This window comes from uncultured Tessaracoccus sp. (assembly GCF_947286155.1).
Classification (GTDB): domain Bacteria; phylum Actinomycetota; class Actinomycetes; order Propionibacteriales; family Propionibacteriaceae; genus Arachnia.
The window spans coordinates 1-16,518 of sequence record NZ_CAMYPD010000052.1; the positions used below are offsets into that span (position 1 = coordinate 1).

At 66.2% G+C, this 16,518-nt stretch carries 14 protein-coding genes and 3 pseudogenes; 2 read left to right on the forward strand and 15 right to left on the reverse strand.

The window, feature by feature from the left end; all coding sequences use genetic code 11:
* The 5 genes and pseudogenes from Q0X68_RS11275 to prcB all read right to left on the reverse strand — a co-directional run.
* Positions 1–215, reverse strand: a pseudogene (locus Q0X68_RS11275) (Nif3-like dinuclear metal center hexameric protein); the annotation flags it as partial.
* Positions 208–858, reverse strand: a complete 651-nt coding sequence (cmk, locus tag Q0X68_RS11280; RefSeq protein WP_297751782.1) for a (d)CMP kinase — start codon at positions 856–858, stop codon at positions 208–210. The pseudogene Q0X68_RS11275 and the gene cmk, both read right to left, overlap by 8 nt.
* 2 nt (positions 859–860) lie before the next feature.
* The gene (locus tag Q0X68_RS11285; RefSeq protein WP_297751785.1) at positions 861–1,937 is read right to left on the reverse strand and encodes a prephenate dehydrogenase; all 1,077 of its coding nucleotides are present in this window, start codon (positions 1,935–1,937) and stop codon (positions 861–863) included.
* The gene (gene prcA / locus Q0X68_RS11290) at positions 1,930–2,613 is read right to left on the reverse strand and encodes a proteasome subunit alpha (RefSeq protein WP_297751788.1); all 684 of its coding nucleotides are present in this window, start codon (positions 2,611–2,613) and stop codon (positions 1,930–1,932) included. Before prcA ends, Q0X68_RS11285 begins: the two co-directional genes overlap by 8 nt.
* On the reverse strand, positions 2,610–3,422 hold the full coding sequence (gene prcB, locus Q0X68_RS11295) for a proteasome subunit beta (RefSeq protein ID WP_297751824.1): 813 nt from the start codon (positions 3,420–3,422) through the stop codon (positions 2,610–2,612). The genes prcA and prcB overlap by 4 nt, the downstream gene beginning before the upstream one ends.
* Before the next feature lie 92 nt (positions 3,423–3,514).
* Here prcB and Q0X68_RS13180 point away from each other — a divergent pair, with 92 nt between their 5' ends.
* On the forward strand, positions 3,515–3,808 hold the full coding sequence (locus tag Q0X68_RS13180; RefSeq protein WP_366128290.1) for a DUF3054 domain-containing protein: 294 nt from the start codon (positions 3,515–3,517) through the stop codon (positions 3,806–3,808).
* Between the two features lie 246 nt (positions 3,809–4,054).
* Here the strand turns inward: Q0X68_RS13180 and Q0X68_RS13185 are convergent.
* From Q0X68_RS13185 to metH, 3 genes and pseudogenes are all read right to left on the reverse strand, one after another.
* A pseudogene (locus tag Q0X68_RS13185) lies at positions 4,055–4,717 on the reverse strand (tRNA (adenine-N1)-methyltransferase); the annotation flags it as partial.
* Positions 4,714–5,382, reverse strand: a complete 669-nt coding sequence (locus Q0X68_RS11305) for an HAD family phosphatase (RefSeq protein WP_297751795.1) — start codon at positions 5,380–5,382, stop codon at positions 4,714–4,716. The pseudogene Q0X68_RS13185 and the gene Q0X68_RS11305, both read right to left, overlap by 4 nt.
* Positions 5,383–5,419: 37 nt before the next feature.
* A complete protein-coding gene (gene metH / locus Q0X68_RS11310; protein WP_297751799.1) occupies positions 5,420–8,890 on the reverse strand; it encodes a methionine synthase in 3,471 nt (1,156 codons plus the stop codon).
* A gap of 78 nt (positions 8,891–8,968) precedes the next feature.
* Between metH and Q0X68_RS11315 the strand changes: the two genes are divergently transcribed.
* Positions 8,969–9,799, forward strand: coding sequence for a PAC2 family protein (locus Q0X68_RS11315; protein WP_297751802.1), 831 nt, complete (start codon positions 8,969–8,971; stop codon positions 9,797–9,799).
* Positions 9,800–9,820: 21 nt separating this feature from the next.
* Here the strand turns inward: Q0X68_RS11315 and rpe are convergent, their stop codons facing one another.
* From rpe to Q0X68_RS11350, 7 genes and pseudogenes are all read right to left on the reverse strand, one after another.
* Positions 9,821–10,480 (reverse strand): ribulose-phosphate 3-epimerase, encoded by a 660-nt coding sequence (gene rpe, locus Q0X68_RS11320; RefSeq protein ID WP_108872003.1) that lies wholly within the window; start codon positions 10,478–10,480, stop codon positions 9,821–9,823.
* 10 nt (positions 10,481–10,490) lie between these two features.
* A complete protein-coding gene (locus Q0X68_RS11325) occupies positions 10,491–11,792 on the reverse strand; it encodes an RsmB/NOP family class I SAM-dependent RNA methyltransferase (protein WP_297751808.1) in 1,302 nt (433 codons plus the stop codon).
* Positions 11,789–12,697 (reverse strand): methionyl-tRNA formyltransferase, encoded by a 909-nt coding sequence (fmt, locus tag Q0X68_RS11330; protein WP_297751811.1) that lies wholly within the window; start codon positions 12,695–12,697, stop codon positions 11,789–11,791. The genes Q0X68_RS11325 and fmt overlap by 4 nt, the downstream gene beginning before the upstream one ends.
* On the reverse strand, positions 12,694–14,646 hold the full coding sequence (locus tag Q0X68_RS11335; protein ID WP_297751814.1) for a primosomal protein N': 1,953 nt from the start codon (positions 14,644–14,646) through the stop codon (positions 12,694–12,696). Before Q0X68_RS11335 ends, fmt begins: the two co-directional genes overlap by 4 nt.
* 5 nt (positions 14,647–14,651) lie before the next feature.
* Entirely contained in the window at positions 14,652–15,842 is a 1,191-nt protein-coding gene (gene metK, locus Q0X68_RS11340) for a methionine adenosyltransferase (RefSeq protein ID WP_297751817.1), read from the reverse strand.
* A 106-nt stretch (positions 15,843–15,948) separates the two neighbouring features.
* On the reverse strand, positions 15,949–16,302 hold the full coding sequence (rpoZ, locus tag Q0X68_RS11345; RefSeq protein ID WP_297751820.1) for a DNA-directed RNA polymerase subunit omega: 354 nt from the start codon (positions 16,300–16,302) through the stop codon (positions 15,949–15,951).
* Between the two features lie 26 nt (positions 16,303–16,328).
* Positions 16,329–16,518, reverse strand: a pseudogene (locus tag Q0X68_RS11350) (guanylate kinase); the annotation flags it as partial.

The window sequence follows — 16,518 nt, forward strand, 5'->3', positions numbered from 1 at the left end:
ACGCGGTGCTCGGTGACGCGCTCCAGCTCCCCCACCTGGCCGATGGTGGGGTTGGCGTCGCCGATGGGGCGGAACTGCCCCGTACCGGCGGTGAAAAACGCGCAGTGTTCGTATTCGCCGACGGTGCCCGCGCCGGCTGCGAACAGCGACGCCAGCACCGCGTCGGTGGCCTCCACCGGCACGTAACACACCAGCACATCGAGGGGCTCACGCATGCGGGAACAACTTCTCGATCTCGGCGACCACTTCGTCGGGGCTGATGAACGTGGAATCGATCACGACGACGCCTTCTGCGGCATCGGTGAAGTTCGACACCGTGGAATCGTCGCGGTCGCGGCGCAGTACCTGGTCGGTGACGGCTGCGTGGTCGGCCTTGCCGGACAGCTCCGCTTCGCGTCGGGCGACGCGGGCGGCGGGGTCGGCGACGAGCAGGATGCGCACGTCGGCATCGGGGGCGACGACCGTGGTGATGTCGCGCCCCTCGACGACGATCCGGCGGCGGTGCTCGTCGATGATGCTGCGCATGCGGTCGGTCAGGATGCGCCGTACTTCAAGGTTGGTGGCGATGCGGGACACGGCTGCGGAGATGCGCGGTTCGCGAATCTCCTCGGTGACGTCGCGGCCGTTGATGGTCAGACGGTTGCCCTCCACCACCGTCTCGATGTTGAGCGCTGCGTTGGCGACGTATGCGGCGATGTCGTCGTCGCGAACGCCCTCGGCCAACACACCCGCGGTCTCCGCGCGGTACATCGCCCCGGTGTCGAGGTAGCCAAGCCCGTGTTTAGCGGCGAGCAGACGCGCCGTCGTCGACTTCCCGGAGCCGGACGGCCCGTCGATGGCGATCAACAACGAATCCATGGTTAGCCCTTTCTGGCCGCCGAGGCGGCTACCCAGCCTTGCTGCTCCAACGTGTCCCGGAACTGCTCGGCACGCTCATGATCGACAGAAATGGTGAGATAGCCCACCTGCCGAACCGGATCGTGCCGCAGCTCGAAGTCTTCCACGTTCAACCCAGCATCGCCGATGTCCGTGAACAAGCGCGCAAGGGCGCGCGGCTCGTCGGGAATCTCGACGGTAACCTCGTGCACGTCGATGGGTTTCGCGCCGTGTTTGACGAGTAGCGCCTTCGCACCCGCCTGCCCGAGCCCCAGGAACTGCTCCAATTTCTCGGGCTGGTCGAGCACGCCCAAGAGATAGCGAAGATCCTCCGCAACTTCGTCCAGCTCGCCCCGGATGGCGTCGGCGTTCGCTGAAATAATCTGCCGCCACAACCCCGGGTCTGAGCCGGCAATGCGGGTGACGTCACGAATGCCCTGCCCGGCGAGCGCGATGTTCTCCCCCGGCACCGCACGCAGATGCGACGCGGTAAGGATGCTCATGAGGTGCGGCACGTGACTCACCTGCGCGACGGCGACGTCGTGCTGCTCAGCCGGCATGATCACCACGTGCGCCCCGGTGCGCTCGGCTAAATTCACCACCTGCTGCACGTGTTCGTCGGCGTTCAGTGGCCCAGGTGTGACCACCCACGTGCGGTCGACGAACAGATCGGCGCTTGCGGTGAGCGGGCCGGTGTACTGCGAGCCTGCCATGGGGTGCGAGGGCACGTAGCGGGCGGCGAGGTTGGGGGCCAGCACTTGCACATCGTCGATGATGGTGCCCTTCACCGAACCGACGTCTGTCACCACCGCAGTGGGAAATCGGTGCAGGGCATCGGCAACAACGCGTGCGATCACGGCGGGAGGAGTAGCGACCACCACGATGTCTACTTCATCGGCGGCCGGCAGCCCGACGCGCCCCGCGCCGAGCCCGGCTGCCACCACCGCGTGGGAGCCCACCTGGTCGGAGAGCACCACGTCGCAGCCGTTCCGGGTGAGCGCGAGCCCCAGTGAGCTGCCCACCAAACCCGCCCCGATGATGAGCACGCGAGGATCAGCCATTGAGCATCGCCTCCACGTCGCTCACAGCGATGCGCCGGAACCGACGACGGCGTGCCAGCGTCCTATCCAGCACCGCCACCTCGAGCTGCGTGGCCGTGAGCGGCTCCCCCGTGCTGAGCGAGCCCGCGGTGAGCCGCACGGCATCGTCGAGCGTGTGCCCCACTTCGTGCTGCTCGCGCAGCGCCTGGGCTATGCGGTCGGCGTCGCCACCGATCACGCTCACTTGCTGCTCGTCGACGATCACCCCGTCGTAGCTGATGCGGTATAACACGTCGTCAGCTGCGGTTTCGCCGAGCTCGGCGAGGATGAGATCCACCTCGTACGGCTTGTCCCCTGACGACGCGAATGCTCCGCCGAGCAGCTGGGAGTAGGCGCCGGCCAGGCTGCGCGCCGTCACATCGCTGCGGTCGTAGGCGTAGCCGCGCAAATCAGCGTGCTGGATGCCAGCAACGCGCAGCATCTCGAACTCGTGGTAGCGCCCGACAGCGGCGAACCCGATGCGGTCGTAAATCTCGGAGATTTTGTGCAGCGTCGACGAATGGTTCTCCGCGATACACACGATGCCAGTCTCAACCTGCATCACTGCGACGGAGCGTCCACGCGCGATGCCCTTGCGGGCGAACTCGGCCCGGTCGAGCATCTGCTGCTCGGGGGAAACGTAGAACGGCATCGTCATAGCGCGGCTCCCTTCGGGCCTCCGTGGCGCTGTGAACGCTGAGCAACGACGCGTTCCGCGACGGTGAGCACGCCGTCAGCATCCCACTTCGCCACGCCATCGCTCGAGGCGCGCATCACGATGGGCAGAATGCCTCGGGTGAGGTCGAGCCCGGACGTGGCGGAATCATCGTCGGCAGCGTCGAAGAGCGACTGCAACAGCACCGTCACCGCGGTGAGTTCGTCGGCGTCCGGGTCGTGCAGCTTCTTCAGCGTCGAGCGCGCATACGACGCTCCAGAGCCGATTCCCGAGAACTCCCGCTCCTCGTAGCGGCCGCCCGTGCCGTCGTAGGTGAAGATGCGTCCCGTGCCCGCCTGCCTATCCCACCCAGCAAACAGCGGCTGCACGGCGAGCCCTTGCATCGTCATGGGCAAGTTGTTGCGCACGAGCACACCCAGCCGGTTCGCCTTCCCCTCGAAGCTCAGCGGCAGACCCTCGATCTTCTCGAAATGCTCCAGCTCCACCTGAAACAGCCGCACGAGTTCGACGGCGATCCCCGCCGCGCCGGCAATGCCGATCACCGACTCCTCGTCGGCCCCGAACACCTTCTCGATGTCATGCAGCGCGATGACATTGCCGACGGTGGCGCGTCGATCCCCTGCAACCACCACGCCGTCAGCATATCTACACGCGACGATCGTCGTGCCATGTGGCACGGTGGCAGGCGCCTCAGTGCTGGGTGCGAGCACGCCTCGACGCTCCGCCAGTTCCGCGAACGACGACGTCAATCCCAGCAACGGGTCGGTCGGTGTGCCCTGGTGCAGATTCATCAAGCCTGCCTCCTAAGATGTCCAGCATGATGCGCTTGGTTCCCCTCGGTTTGGACATGCTGTTCGTGCTCATCTTCTCGGCGCTCGGCCGGATGAGCCACGGGGAAAGCCCGCTCGGGCTGTTCGTGACTGCCTGGCCGTTCCTCGTCGCTTGCCTCGTCGCCTGGGCAATCATCGCCGCGCTGGGCGATATGGGCGCTGGCTGGCGCGCCGGCGTCGTGAGCTGGCTGGTCACCTGGCTGGGCGGCATCGCCGTGCGACTGATGAGCGGCACCAGCGCCGCCGTCGCGTTCATCCTTGTCGCGGGCGGTGTGCTCGCGCTCTTCCTGCTGGGCTGGCGAGCCTGCTGGGCGCTGATCAAGCGTCGCCGTACCGCTCAGGCTTGAGACCGACGCGCCGCCCAGCTGCGCTGGGATGTTGCGAGGGCGCGGGCCGACGTAGTCCGGGCCGTACGCGCCGGGCGCTGGGCGACGCTTGCGCATGGGCGCCTGCTGGCCCGGCGCGAGCCGCTTCGACGTCAACAGAAAACCCGTGTGGCTTGCCGTTGCATGCCCTGGCCGAATGGCGAGCCCCTCAGCGTGCCAGTCGCGCACCGTCGTCTCCGTCATCACGGGCTCAGTAAACCCGCCGTGGGCGCGCAGCGTGTCCGCGACGCGCCCGAGCTGCGTCGTAGTGGCGACGTAGCAACACAGCACGCCCCCGGGCACCATCCGCTCCCCCACCGCGTCGATGCATTCCCACGGCGCGAGCATGTCCAGGGTGGCGCGGTCGATGGGCTCGTCTGTGATGGCTTCGACCAGGTCGCCGACGCGCAACTCCCACGTGGGGTGGCCGTCGCCGAGGAAATTCTCGACGTTCTTCGCCGCGACGTCGGCGAACTCCTGCCGCCGCTCGTAGCTCATGAGCTTGCCGTCCGGCCCAATGGCGCGCAGCAGCGCCAGGGTCAGCGCGCCGGAGCCGACACCCGCCTCCAGGACGCGGGCGCCTGGGTAGATGTCGGTCCACATGAGGATTTGCGCCGCATCCTTGGGATAAATCACGGCGGCCTCGCGCGGCATCGACACCATGAACTCGTTCAGAATCGGGCGGAATGCCAGCCACTCCATGCCGCCAGCAGAGCGAATCACCACGCCTTCGGGTCCGCCGAGCAGATCATCGTGGCGCACGGCGCCGTGGGTGGTGTGCCATACCGCGCCTTCTTTCAGCACGAGCGATTTGCGGCGTCCCTTGGTGTCGGTGAGCGTCACGCGCTCGCCCGGCTGCAATGGGCCGTGTCGCACCCCCGACGCGCTCACTCAGCGTCCTTCAGCTGACGCCATGTGTCGACGAGGCGGTCAAGGTTCGTCGTGGCAAGCCCATCGTCGAAGATGGCCATGCGTGGATGCGGATCCAGGGGCTGATGCATCGGCACCCCGACGACCAACCCGCCGGCAGCGAGCCCCGCCGCCGACCCAGAGATGGAGTCTTCCAAAATCACGCACTGCGACGCTGGGAGATCGAGGCACTGCAACGCCAGTTCGTACGCTTCCGGATGGGGTTTGGTGTGGGTGACGTCATCGGCGGTGATGATGAACTCGAAGGCAGGAGGCAGCTGGGCCATGGCGGCGTCGAGGATGTCCTGGTTGCTGGCGGTGACGATGCACTGACGAATGCCGCGAGCAGAGGCTTCCTCGACGAGCTCTAGCGCGCCCGGCATGTAGGGCAAGCGATCGCTGATTCGCCTACCCACGCGTGAGATGAGCTCGGTCATCACGGCGTCGCCGTCGTCGGGGCGGCCCATGGCCTCCGCGAGATGTTGCGCGGTGACGCGAACGTGTTGCCCCACCATGCGGACTGCGTCCTCGTCGGTCCAGGAACCGTCGTGCTCGGCGACGAGGCGTTTCTCCTCCCCGTGCCAATAAGGTTCGCTATTGACCAGGGTGCCGTCGAAATCCCAGATGATCGCTTGCAACGAATCCACGCATGCTCCTTCCCAACTGTGGCAGCCTACCTGGTTGTCAGACGCTGAAGTACTTCGCCTCGGGGTGGTGGAGGATGATGGCGTCGGTGGACTGCTCGGGATGCAGCTGCAGCTCCTCGCTCAGCTCCACACCAATACGCGACGGGTCCAGCAGGCGCACGAGCGCGATCCGGTCTTCGAGGTTCGGGCAGGCCGGGTAGCCGAACGAGTACCGCGAACCTCGGTAGGCCTGCTTGTGGATGGCCTCGTGCACCGTGCGTTCTTCGTCGGCATACCCGAGCTCGGTGCGGATGCGCTGGTGCCAGTACTCGGCCAGCGCCTCGGTGAGCTGCACGGAGAGGCCGTGGAGCTCGAGGTATTCGCGGTACGCGTCGGCGGCGAAGAGCTCGTTGGCGGCACCGGCCACGCGGCTGCCCATCGTCACCAACTGCATGGGCAACACGTCGGGCCCGAGCCGTTCCGTCTCTTCCTTGTCGCGGAAGAAATCCGAGAGGCACAGCTTGCGGTCCCGGCGCTGCCTGGGGAACGTGAACCGGGCGACTTCCACCGTCGGATCTTCCGGGTCGCCGACGATGAGCGTCTCGTCTTCCGAATGCACCGGAAAGTAGCCGTAGACGACGCCGAAATCTGCGAGCGACTCGGTCGCGATGCGGTCGATCCACATGCGCATGCGCGGCATGGCCTCCTGCTCGACGAGCTCCTCGTAGCTCATCCCGTCGCGGTTGCCGCGAAGCCCCCAGCGCCCCATGAACGTGGCGCGGTGGTCGAGCCATTCGAGGATGTCGTTCATGCCGATGCCCTTGATCACGCGGGTGCCCCAAAATGGCGGGGTGGGCACGGGCAGGCCGCGGGCGACGTCGGAGCGCACGCCCAGCTCGGGTTCTACGATCTCGACGAGCGACTCGCGAGCCTTCACACGCCGCTGTTTTCGTTCCGGCAGCTTCGCGCCGGGAACGCCCTGTTTGACGGCCATCACGGCATCCATCAGGGCCAAACCTTCGAAGGCGTCCTTGGCGTAGCGCACCTCGCCCTGGAACAGATCACCCAAATCCTGCTCGACGTAGGCGCGGGTGAGCGCGGCACCGCCCAGCAGCACCGGGTATTTGTCGGCGAGCCCGAGACGGTTCATCTCGACGAGGTTGTCCTTCATCACCAGCGTCGACTTCACGAGCAGCCCGGACATGCCGATCACGTCGGCGTTGTGCTCTTCGGCGGCATCGATGATGGCCTGGATCGGCTGCTTGATGCCGATGTTGATCACGGTGTATCCGTTGTTGCTCACGATGATGTCGACGAGGTTCTTGCCGATGTCGTGCACGTCGCCGCGCACCGTGGCCAACACCAGGGTGCCCTTGCCGGACCCGTCGGTTTTCTCCATGTGCGGCTCGAGGTGCGCGACGGCGGCCTTCATCGTCTCTGCCGACTGGAGCACGAACGGCAGCTGCATCTGTCCTGACCCGAACAGGTCGCCCACCACCTTCATACCGGCGAGCAGGTCCTCATTGATGATGGCGATCGCTTCTTTGGACTGCAGCGCTTCGTCCAGGTCGGCTTCGAGGCCCTTCGCTTCGCCGTCGATGATGCGGCGCTGCAGGCGCTCGGCGAGCGGTAGCGCGGCGAGTTCCGCGGCGCGGGTCTCGCGGGCCGATTTCGCGGTGACGCCCTCGAACATTTCGAGGAACTTCGCGAGCGGATCGTACTCGTCGCGACGGTCGTAGATCAGGTCGAGCGCCACCTGGCGCTGATCGTCGGGGATGCGATCCATGGGCAGGATCTTCGCCGAATGTACGATCGCGGAGTCGAGGCCGGCTTGAACGCACTCGTGGAGGAACACGGAGTTCAACACGATGCGGGCGGCAGGGTTGAGGCCGAACGACACATTGGACACACCGAGCGTGGTGCGAACTCCGGGGTATTTGGCCTTCAGTTCGCGGATGGCTTCGATGGTCTCGAGCGCATCCCGACGGGTTTCCTCCTGGCCGGTGCCGATGGGGAATGTGAGGCAATCGACGAGAATGTCACCCACGTGCATGCCCCAGTTGCCGGTGAGGTCGTCGATGAGCCTCGACGCGCATCGCACCTTCCACTCGGCGGTACGCGCCTGGCCTTCCTCGTCGATGGTGAGCGCGACGACCGCCGCACCGTGCTCCTGGATCATCGGCATGACGCGTGCGAAGCGGCTGTCCGGACCGTCGCCGTCTTCGTAGTTCACGGAGTTGACCACGCAGCGCCCGGCCAATTTCTCGAGCCCGGCGCGGATCACGTCGGGCTCTGTGGAGTCGAGCATGATGGGGAGGGTGACCGACGTGGACAGTCGGCCCGCGAGTTCCTCCATGTCGCTCACGCCGTCGCGACCGACGTAGTCGGCGCAGAGGTCGAGCAGGTGGGCGCCGTCGCGGGCCTGGGCCTTCGCGATGTTGACGCAGTCATCGAAGCGGCCCTCGAGCATCGCTTCCCGGAATGCCTTTGATCCGTTGGCGTTGGTGCGTTCGCCGATGCTCAAGTAGCTCGCATCCTGGTCGAAGGGCACCTCGACGTAGAGAGAACTGATCGCATCCTCGGGCTGCGGCTCGCGCGGCGCGACTTCCTTGCCTCCGAACCGCGCCACGAGCACCGCGACGTGTTCGGGCGTCGTGCCGCAGCATCCGCCGACGAGGGCGAGGCCGTAGTCGTCGACGAAGGGCGCGAGCGCGTCGGCAAAGGGCTCCGCTTCGAGCGGGTAGACCGCTCCGTCAGCGGTGATTTCGGGCAGACCGGCGTTCGGCATGCAGGCGACGTTGCGGGTGAAGCGGCGAGACAGGTGGCGCAGGTGCTCGCTCATTTCGGTGGGGCCGGTGGCGCAGTTGAGGCCAATCGAGTCCACGCCGAGCGCATCGAGCGTGATGAGGGCGGCTCCGATCTCGGAACCCAGCAACATCGTGCCCGTGGTCTCCACCGTGACGTTCACGAGGATCGGGAGGTCCACGCCAGCCTCCGCCCGCGCACGTTTCGCCGCGATCACCGCCGCCTTCGCTTGCAGCAAGTCTTGGCACGTCTCGATGAGCACGGCGTCGATGCCGCCGCGCAGCATGGCAGTCACCTGCCGCTGGTACGCGTCGCGGACGTCTGCGAAGCGAATGTGGCCGAGCGTGGGCAGCTTGGTGCCTGGCCCGATAGAACCCAGCACGAAGCGGGGCTTGTCGGTGTACTCGTCGGCCGTGGTGCGGGCGATGCGCGCGGCGGCCTCGGCGAGCTCGTCGAGGCGCTCCACGATGCCATATTCGCCGAGTGCGGCGAGGTTGGTGCCGAACGTGTTGGTCTCGACGCAATCAGCGCCTGCATCGAGGTAAGCCCGGTGGATCTGTTCGACGACGTCGGGGCGCGTGACATTGAGGATCTCGTTACAGCCCTCGAGGCCCTGGAAATCCTCCTCTAGCGAGAGGTCGGTAAACGACTGAAGCATCGTGCCCATCGCGCCGTCAGCCACCAGAACTCGCGTGCCAAGGATGTCTCGAAAGCTGCTGTTCATGCGGGCCACTGTATCGGCAACCGACGGTACGCCGAATCGTGATGTCTCGCCCGCGGACGCGCGCGCTAGGCTGGGACAATGCACTTCGAGCCACCCACCGATCTTCGTGACCCCGCGGTCGTGATCGCGTTCAGCGGATGGAACGACGCAGCGAACGCGGCAAGCGACTTGGCGGAACGCCTCATCGAGGCATTGCCCGGCGATGAGCTGCAGTCCATCGACGACGAAACCTACTTTGACTTCCAGGCCACCCGCCCGTGGGTTCGCCGAGAAGCCGATGGTGCGTGGATCGAGTGGCCAGGCATCCGGTTCCGCAGGCTCCGGCACGAAACCCGCGACATCATCATGGTCGTCGGGCCCGAACCGAATCTGCGCTGGCGAAGCTTCTGCCGCGAGATTGTGGAACGCGTCGAGCAGTTCTCCCCCAGCATCACACTCACCGTCGGGGCCATGCTCGCGGATACGCCGCACTCTCGGCCCTTCCCCACCGGCCTCTACGCGCATACCGACGACCTGCGTGAGCGCTTGGGCTTCGAGTCATCGTCGTACTCCGGGCCGACGGGCATCATCGGTGTGCTCAGCCAGGCCCTCGCGCACGCCGGGCTGCCGTCGGCGTCGCTGTGGGTATCGGTGCCCCACTACGTGTCCAACCCGCCGAACCCCAAGGCGCAGCTGCAGCTTCTCGAGCGCCTCGAGACCGCGTTGTGCGTGCAGTTCGACCGCGACGATCTGGAATCAGCGGCCGCATCCTGGATCGAGGCCGTGGATGAACTCGCCGGCCAAGACCCGGATATCGAGGAATACATCGAGCAGCTCGAGGAAGCGCGCGACCAAGAGGTGGTCGAAGAGAACTCCGGCGAACGCATCGCCGAGGAGTTCGAGAAGTACCTTCGCCACCGCGGCGGCTAACCGCCGCTTGGCGGGTTCTACTTAGACGGTGGCCTTAGCGGTGGCGAGAGCGCGCAGCTGATCGATCATCGCGTCGCAATCATCTTCGCGGTACACCGCAGACCCAGCGACGAACACGTTCGCCCCGGCCTCGGCGCAGCGTTCGATGGTTTCGACGGACACCCCGCCGTCGACCTGAATGGAGATGTCTCGATCACCGATGGTTTTTCGCAGGCGGCGAATTTTCGGCAGTACCATGTCGAGAAACTTCTGCCCACCGAAGCCGGGCTCAACGGTCATGAGCAGCACCATGTCCACCTCGTCGAGCATGTCTTCGACCATCTCGACCGGCGTGGCCGGGTTGAGCGCCGCCGAGGAGCGGGCACCCAGTCGGCGCAGCTCCCTCGCCAGGCGCACCGGGGCCTTCGCGGCCTCGATGTGGAACGTCACCGACGTGGCCCCAGCCTCCGCGTAGGCGGGGGCCCACCGGTCGGGTGCTTCGATCATGAGGTGCATGTCGATGGGGAGCTCAGTGTGGCGCAGCAACGATTCGACGACAGGCAAGCCAAATGTGAGGTTCGGCACGAAATGCCCGTCCATCACGTCGACGTGCACCATGTCCGCATGGGAGATGCGAGATACCTCAGCGGCGAGGTTGGCGAGGTCGGCGTTCAGAATGCTTGGGGTGATCTGGAGGTCCATGCCCCGCAGTCTATCGGCGATGCATGACGGCGAGGAACATGGCGTCGGTGCCGTGTCGGTGCGGCCACAACTGCACAAATGGCCCGTCCGCGCAGTCGGGCACCTCCGGCAGTAGGTTCGGGGCGTCGATCAGTTCCACCTCGGAGCGGCTCGCCAGTACATCGTGCACGATGGCCCTGGTTTCCGCCCGGTGCGGGGAACACGTCACGTAGGCGACGACTCCACCGGGCATCGCCGATTCCAACGCACTGTTGAGTAGCGCTCTCTGCAGGGGCTGCAATTCGAGCACGTCTTGCTCCGTGCGGCGCCAGCGTGATTCCGGTCGTCTGCGCAACGCGCCTAATCCGCTGCAGGGCACGTCCACCATGACGCGTGCGAAGCTTCGTGGCGCCCACGCCGGGCGGGTGCCGTCGGCCGTCGTGACGGGTACGTCGCCGTAGCACGCCACGGCGCGTTGGACGAGTTGGGCGCGGTGCTCGTGCGCCTCGCTAGCCAGCAGCCACGTACCGCGCTGCCTCGCCAGCCCCGCCAGGAGCGCGGCCTTCCCTCCCGGCCCTGCGCACATGTCGAGCCATGGTCCCGACGGCGCCTCCGCACGGGTGAGGGCTAGGGTCATCAGCTGTGAACCCTCGTCTTGCACACCGGCGCGCCCTTCAAGCACAGCCGGAACATCCGACGGGTCGCCTTCCCGCACCGCACCGAAGGGCGAGTAGCTGCATGGCTTGCCGTCGAGTTCATCGACCTCGGCCAGTCCAGGCCGCACGACGAGCGTCGGCACCGGCGCGACATTGTTGGCACGCAACGCCTCCTCGAGTTCCCCGCTGGGCAGCACGTCTGTGAGTTCCCTCGCCACCCACTCGGGGTGATGCCCGCGAAGCGCGGCGGCTGCCGCCCAGTCCTTGCCCTTGGCGGCCAGGTCGGTCCACTCGTCCAGCGTGCGCGCGGAGATTTTGCGCAAAATAGCGTTCACTACCCCACCCACGCGTTTGCCGATCCTCGACTTCGCGAGTTCCACCGTCTGGCCCACGGCTGCGTGAGGAGGAATCCGCATACTGAGGAGCTGATGGGCGCCCAGCCGCAGCACGTCGACGACGGCCGGCTGCAGGGTGCTGAGCTTCCGGTTACCGGCCATCGCAATAATCACGTCGTACGTGCCCATGAAACGGCACGTGCCGCTCACGAGTTCGGTGACGAAGGCGGCGTCCCTGGTGCTGAGTTCAGCGGTGGCAAGCCGTTTGGCGAGCGCGAGGTTCGCGTACGCATCATTCGCGGTCACGTCCCGCAGTACATCGAACGCAATCGCGCGGCTCATCGAAGCTCGCCCTGGCCCTTGCCGCGCGCCCAGTCGATGGCCGCCATACGTCGCTTGCCAGAGGCCTGCACCTCGAGGAGCTCGACGGCGCCCTCTTCGCAGCCGACGAAGGCCTGGCGCTTCGTCACCACCAACGCCCCGGGCTCAGCCTCCACGTCGGGGGCGAGCCGAGCGCGAAATACCTTCAACCGTGCGTCGCCGTCCATGCACCACGCTCCCGGGTCTGGCGAGCAACCGAGCACGTGGTTGCGGACTTCCTCAGCGGAACGATGAAAGTCGATCCGCGCCTCATTAACCGTGAGCTTGGATGCGACGGTGATCCCGTCGCTGGGTTGCTCCTCGGGCTTCGCGCCTTGGGCAATGGAATCCATGACCCTCACGAGCTGCGCCGCGCCCGAGTCAGCCAGTTGTGCCAGCAGCTCACCGGCTGTCACTTCGGGCATCGGAAGGCGCTCAACATCGAAAATGGGCCCCGCATCGAGTGCAGCAACGATACGGAAGCAGGTGGTGCCCGTCTCGCTATCCCCCGCCATGATGGCGCGCTGAACGGGAGCGGCACCTCGCCAGCGCGGGAGCACTGAGAAGTGCAGGTTGATCCAGCCCTGGGCGGGTATATCGAGGGCAGACTGCGGCAGCAGCGCACCGTAGGCCACCACCGCGCACGCGTCGGGCTCGAGCGCGCGCAGCGCCGCCTGGAATTCCTCGTCGCGCGGGTGATCGGGCTTCAGCACGGGAAGCTCGAGCTCCTCGGCGCGCGCAGCCACCGGAGAGGGGGTGAGTTTTCGTCCACGCCCGGCCGGCGCGTCTGGGCGAGTGACGACGCCAACCACGTGGTGCGACGACTGCACGAGCGCGTCGAGCGAGGGCACGGCCACGTCGGGGGTTCCCGCAAATACGATTCTCATGCCATCACCTTAGGATCGACCTGATAATTCAGCACCCCGCCTTGTTTCTTGGCCGACCGGATGGCCGCAGCGGATTTCACTTGGGCAATGAACTCTCGTCCGTGCTCCAAATCCGCGCGCAGCAGGGCCGCCCACTGTTCGTGGCCGATTTCGGTGGGGCCCAGCACTTCCGCACCGTCCCACGACGCATTGCCGAGGAAGGCGCGCACTGCGTCGGACTCTCCGGTCACACGCGCCATCCTCACCGCAGGCGACAGCCGAGCGTGCTGACGTTCCACGAGCTCGCGTGCGGCAAAGCCGACGGCGTCGCACCGCGCCATCGCCTGCACCGCCGGGTGCAGATGTGCTCCGACGATCAACGCCCGCCCGTTATCGGCTGGCGGCCGCACGAAAGCGAGCGCGTTGGTCCACCGTCGGATGGCCTCCTCGGGAGCCCGCACATCAGCCCGGCTGAGCGTTGCTTCGGCGTCCAGGATGAGCAGCCCGGAATATCCACCGTCGACGCGTGGTTCGGCGCCGGGGGTTGCGACGACGATCGCAGGCTCGTTGGGCGCTTCGTCACGCATGCGCTCGGCAGAGCTATTGAGTGAGAGCACGCCAGGAAAGGCGCGGGCAAGCTCTTCTGCGGTGCGCGTCGCTCCCGGCAGCGGTGTGCGCAGCTGCGTCGCGTGACATGTGCGACACTCCCAGCGGACGGGACGGAAGCCACACATGCCGCACACAGGTTCGTTGGCTCGGCGGGCCCGCAGCATGGACTCGCACTGAGGACATCTAGCGAGGTTGCGGCAGCGCTCGCAAGCCAGTGCCGCAGAGTGCCCGCGCATCGGCACCTGCACCAGCACCGGCCCTTCGGGAAGCTGGGTGCGCAGGAACTGAAATGCGGTGGACGGGATGCGCAGCTTGGCCGCGGTGGGATCGCGGTGACGATCCTCGTCGCTGATGGTGCGCATCTGCGGAACGAGGCGACGCAGCTGCGTGGGAGCAAGCCGAATCTCGTGCATCCAGCCGCGTTCGATGAGCGCATGCGCATCAACTGAGCGGGCATGTCCGACGAGCATCACCGCACATCGCTCGAGCGACGCTCGCAGGATGGCGACAGTGCGGGCGTGGAAATACGGCGAGCGTTGCTCGACGTGGTGATCGCTGCCTTCGTCGAGGATGATGAGCAGGCCAGGACGCTGTACGGGAGCGAACACGGCGCTGCGCGTGCCGACGACGACGTGGGCCTCTCCGCGGGTGAGGGCCAGGTAGTTGCGGTAGCGCGGGCCGCGTCCCTGGTCCGACGAGAGGATCGCCACCGCTTGTGCACCAAAGGCATCCCGCAGGCGGGGCAGCGCATCGTCGAGTGCGCGCGCCGTGGGCACCACGATGATGACGTCGCGCTGCGATTCGAGGCACGCCGCAGCTGCCTCAATGGCTCCGTCGAGGGCATCCCCTGGCGCCGCGACGGGTGCCGCCTGCCAGTGTGCCCGCGGAGCCCCACCTTCGCGCAGGGCCGCAAGGAAGCCGTCGCCTGCAGGGTATTCCCCAAGGACGCTCGCGACCTCCGGATGCGTGGGCTGCGGCCATGCGCGCTGCGGCGCCTTCTCGGTTGTGGAGTGCCTCGGAGGGATTGCGAGCCGGGCCACGTCCCACCACACGCCCGCGTAGTGGTCAGCCACTGCCCGAATGAGCCGATGCGTCGAGGCCGTCAGCACGGGCTCTGAGGAGACCACCTTAGAGATGCGCTCGAGTTCGCCGTCGAAGGCACTGCTCTCCCCCACTTCGACGACCCACCCGTCGCGCAGCAGCCCAGCGAAGCGCACCTTCACTCGGCAGCCAGGCACCACCTGATCTTCGAGAGAAGGCGGGATAGCGTAGTCGAAGAGCCGGTCGAGGTGAGCCAGCGGAGTGTCGACGGCGACGCGCGCCACCGTCAGCCCCGGCGCCTCGACCAGCGGGAGAGACATCCGAGCTAGCCCTTGACAGCCGCCGCTAGCTGCTCGGCACGATCGGTGCGCTCCCACGTCGCGGCCGGAATCTCGCGTCCGAAGTGCCCGTAGACGCACACGTCCGAGTAGATGGGACGCAGCAGGTCCAAGTCGTGGATGATCGCGGCAGGCCGCAGGTCGAACACGTCGAGCACGGCTTGCTCAATCTGGGCCTCCGGAACGGCGCCGGTGCCGAAGGTGTCGATGTAGAAGCCGACGGGTTCGGCCTTGCCGATCGCGTACGCCAGCTGGGCTTCAACCTTGTCTGCCAGTCCAGCGGCGACCACATTCTTGGCCACCCAACGCAGTGCGTAGGCGGCAGAGCGGTCGACCTTCGACGGGTCCTTGCCGGAGAAGGCGCCTCCACCGTGGCGAGCCATACCGCCATAGGTATCGACGATGATCTTGCGGCCGGTGAGTCCGGCATCGCTCATGGGTCCACCGATGACGAACTTGCCCGTCGGGTTCACGAGAATGCGCGGCGCAGACGTGCCGTAGCCATAGCGCTCGAGCACGGGGGCGATGACGAGGCGCTCGATGTCGGGACGAATGCGCGATTCGAGGTCGGCGTCAGGATGGTGCTGGGTGGAGACAACGACGGTGTCGACGCCGGCCGGCTTGCCGTCATCGTCGTAGCGCACCGTCACCTGAGTCTTACCGTCGGGGCGGAGGTAGGGCAGCTCTTCCGTCTTCCGTACTTCGGTGAGGCGCTCTGCAAGACGGTGCGCGATGTCGATGGGCTGCGGCATGAGCGTCGCGGTCTCGTTGCAGGCGTACCCGAACATCAGCCCCTGGTCGCCAGCGCCCTGTTTCGCGTATGCCTCAGCGTCTCCCTGGCGCGCTTCCCAGGCGTTGTCGACGCCCTGCGCGATGTCTGGTGACTGGGATCCGATGGCCACTGAGACGCCGCATGAGGCGCCGTCGAAGCCGACGTTGGAAGAGTTATAGCCAATTTCTGTAACGCGTTCCCGCACGATGTCCGCGACGTTGGCGTAGGCCTGTGTGGTGACTTCGCCCGCCACCACCACCAAACCAGTGGTGATGAGTGTCTCGACGGCCACCCGTGCGCTTTGGTCGTGGGTCAGGAGCGCGTCGAGGACGGCGTCGGAAATGGAATCTGCGATTTTATCCGGGTGACCTTCCGTCACCGATTCGGAAGTGAATAGACGGCTCATGCAGTGAGCTCCTTCTGCGGCGACAAGCCGCTCAGTGGTTTTTTGCGGCGGCAACAAGCCGCCTAACCCGGCCGGATACCAGGAAATCATTCGTGTCCCGAAGGGATCAGGCGTCCGCGTTAGTGCCCTGCTCGGCGTCGCCTTCGTCGAAGGGGTTCACGAAGTCAAACGAGGTGAGGTCGTCCGCAGGCACCACGGCGGGTTCTGTTTCGGGGTCGAACTCGCTGTGCTGCAGCAGACCCTCATTGATTTCGCGCAACGCGATGCTGAGAGGCTTGTCTTCTGGCGCGGCCGACACCAGCGGCCCCACGTTCTCCAGAAGACCTTCGCCGAGCTGGGAGTAGTACGCGTTGATCTGACGCGCGCGCTTCGCGGCGAACAGGACGAGACGGTATTTGGAATCGACGTGCTCGAGCAGCTCGTCAACGGGCGGGTTAGTAATTCCTTCAAGGGTGTTCAATGAGGTGACCTTCTACTTGGGGCTGATCACAATCCCAGCAATGCTACCAAATGATCGACGGTTTCCTCGACCGACGCGTTGACGATGCGGTGATCCGCTTCCTCCACGCTGGCAAGTTCCAGCTTGGCGGTGTCGAGCCGACGGGCGCGGGTGGCCTCGTCTTCCGTGCCACGCCCCACGAGGCGTCGCACTAATTCATCCCACGACGGTGGCTCT